The sequence below is a fragment of the Limimaricola cinnabarinus LL-001 genome, assembly GCF_000466965.1.
GTDB classification, from domain to species: domain Bacteria; phylum Pseudomonadota; class Alphaproteobacteria; order Rhodobacterales; family Rhodobacteraceae; genus Limimaricola; species Limimaricola cinnabarinus.
The window spans coordinates 1-2,551 of record NZ_BATB01000134.1 but is presented as its reverse complement, the minus strand read 5'-3'; the positions used below and the strand labels follow the sequence as shown (position 1 = coordinate 2,551).

At 70.3% G+C, this 2,551-nt stretch carries 2 protein-coding genes; both read left to right on the top strand.

Going from position 1 to position 2,551, the window contains the following annotated elements; genetic code table 11:
• The coding region (locus MBELCI_RS18605) for an alpha-galactosidase (protein WP_045320530.1) at window positions 1-1,892 on the top strand (1,892 nt) is incomplete at its 5' end.
• Window positions 1,893-2,085: 193 nt separating this feature from the next.
• Window positions 2,086-2,551: aldehyde dehydrogenase family protein (locus tag MBELCI_RS18600; protein WP_045320529.1), on the top strand; the 466-nt coding region annotated here is incomplete at its 3' end.

The following is a 2,551-nucleotide window of genomic DNA, read 5'->3' as shown; positions in this document are numbered from 1 at the left end:
CCCGAGGCGGATCGTGGTTTCCGGGTCAGCCGGGGCTGAGCTTGCGCGACGCCGAGGGGCGCGTGCTGCGCCCCCGGCTGCGGCTCTCGGGCGTCGAGGAGGGGCGCGACGCGCTCACCGTCACCTGCGAGGACGCGGATGCCGGGCTGCGCCATGTCGCGCGCTTCGCAATCGACCCCGGCACCCATGTCCTGACGCTTTCGGCCGAGATCGACAGTGACGCGCCGATCATCGTCGACTGGCTCGCCGCCCCTGTGCTGCCCGCGCCGCAGCTCTCGGACGAGATGATCGACGTGTCGGGCCGCTGGATCGGTGAGTTCCAGCTTCAGCGCACGCCGTGGTCCGCGGGCATCCGGATGCGCGAAGCACGCACCGGCCGCTCGGGGCACGAGCATTTCCCGGGGCTTATCGTGCCCGGACGCGGCGCGACCAACACGGCGGGCGAAGCCTTTGCCTTTCATTACGGCTGGTCCGGCGGCCACCGCATGGTTGCCGAGGAGCTGCCCGACGGGCGGCGGCAGGTGCAGTTCGGCCATGCCGGCGCGACCGAGCTTGTCCCCGTGACCCATGCCGCCACCGCGCCCTTGCTCGTCACCTTCTCGCGCAACGGGCTGAACGGCTGCGCCACCGCGTTCCAGCGCCATATCCGCGACCGCATCGTGCGATGGCCCGACGCCGAGCGCCCGCGCCCGGTGCATTACAATTGTTGGGAAGCGATCTATTTCGACCACGATGTCGCGACCCTCAAGGAGATCGCGACCCGCGCGGCGGCCCTTGGCGCCGAACGCTTCGTGCTCGACGATGGCTGGTTCGGCAAGCGCGACGACGACACCTCCTCCCTGGGCGACTGGTGGATCGACGCGCGCAAGTTTCCCGACGGGCTGACCCCGCTGATCGAGCATGTCCGCAACCTGAACATGAGCTTCGGCATCTGGTTCGAGCCCGAGATGATCAACACCGACAGCGACACCTTCCGCGCCCATCCCGACTGGGCCATGGGGCCGCAGGACCAGATCGAGGGCCGCCAGCAGCGCGTGCTCGATCTCGCCAACCCGGAGGTGCGCGACTACCTCTTCGACCACATCGGCGCGGTGCTCGACGACCACGTCATCGACTACATCAAATGGGACCACAACCGGCTGCTGCCCTATCCCGACGCCGCCCAGACCCGTGGCATATACGATCTTCTGGACCGGCTGCGCGCGGCGTTTCCGGACGTCGAGATCGAGAGCTGCGCCTCGGGTGGCGGGCGCATCGACGCGGGCATCCTCGCGCGCACGCAGCGCGTCTGGCTGTCGGACAGCAACGATGCGCTGGAGCGTCTGCGCATCCAGCATGATGCGGCGCTGTTCCTTCCGGCGGCGATCACCGGCAGCCATGTCGGTCCGCGCCATTGCCACACCTCGGGCCGGGTGCTGCCGATGTCGATGCGCGCCTGGGTCGCGGCGCAGCGGCACATGGGCTTCGAGATGGACCCGCGCGAGCTGACCGAGGCCGAGGCGCAGGTGCTCACCCGCGTCACCGCCTGGTGGAAGGCCAACCGCGACTGGACCATGCAAGCCGACATCCACCGCCTCGATCATGCCGACCCGTCGGTCATCGGCGAGTGCCAGATCGCGAAAGGCGGCGAACGCTTCGTGGCCTTTGCGGGCCGCGCCGCCACTGCGTCGCAGATCCTGCCGCGTCCGCTGCGGTTCACCGGGCTCGACCCGGAGGCGAGCTACCGGGTGGAGCTGACCAACCGCGAAGACCTCGGCCCGCTGTCGCGCGGTGACATCGCGATCAAGCGCGGCGCGATCGAGCTTCCGGGCGCGCATCTGATGAGTCACGGCCTGCAGCTTCCCGCCGCCTTTCCCGACACCATCTGGGTGATCGAGGGCACGCGCCTCTAGCGAAGCCCGGTGACCGTCGGAGAGTGCGATGGCCCGTCTGGTCCCGCGCCTCAAAAGCCGGGTGGGCGCAACTCTGGCGGCCATGGCGAGCGGATGCCGGAAAACTGGACCTATCTTGCGCGCACACTGGACCTACGTGTGGACCGGAGGGCGTGCCTATACTCGGGGCGCCCCCTTGCCCAGCGAGATCCCCATGACCTATCGCCCTGCCGACTTCGCGACCCCCGAGACCGTCTTCAAAGCCTTCGAGGGCGTCAACCTGATCGGCGGGGCGCGTCGCGTCACGCAGGCCACCCTCGCGGTGACGAACCCCGCCACCGGCGCCGAGATCGGCCGCGCGGCGGCGAGCGACGGCGCCGAGACCGCGCAGGCGGTCGCCACCGCCCGTGCGGCGCAGCGGGACTGGGCGGCCACGCCCGCCCGCGCGCGCAGCAAACAGGTCGGCGCCGCCGCCCGCGCCGTCACGGCCCAGGCCGAATTGATCGCGCAGGTGCTGGCGCGCGAGACCGGCAAGGCGATCCGCACCGAGTGCCGCGGCGAGGTCGCGGTCGCCGCCGACATCCTCGAGTTCTATGCGGGGCTCGGCTCCGAACTGAAGGGGCAGACCATCCCCTTCGACCCCAGGATGCTCACCATGACCACGCGCGAGCCGCTGGGCG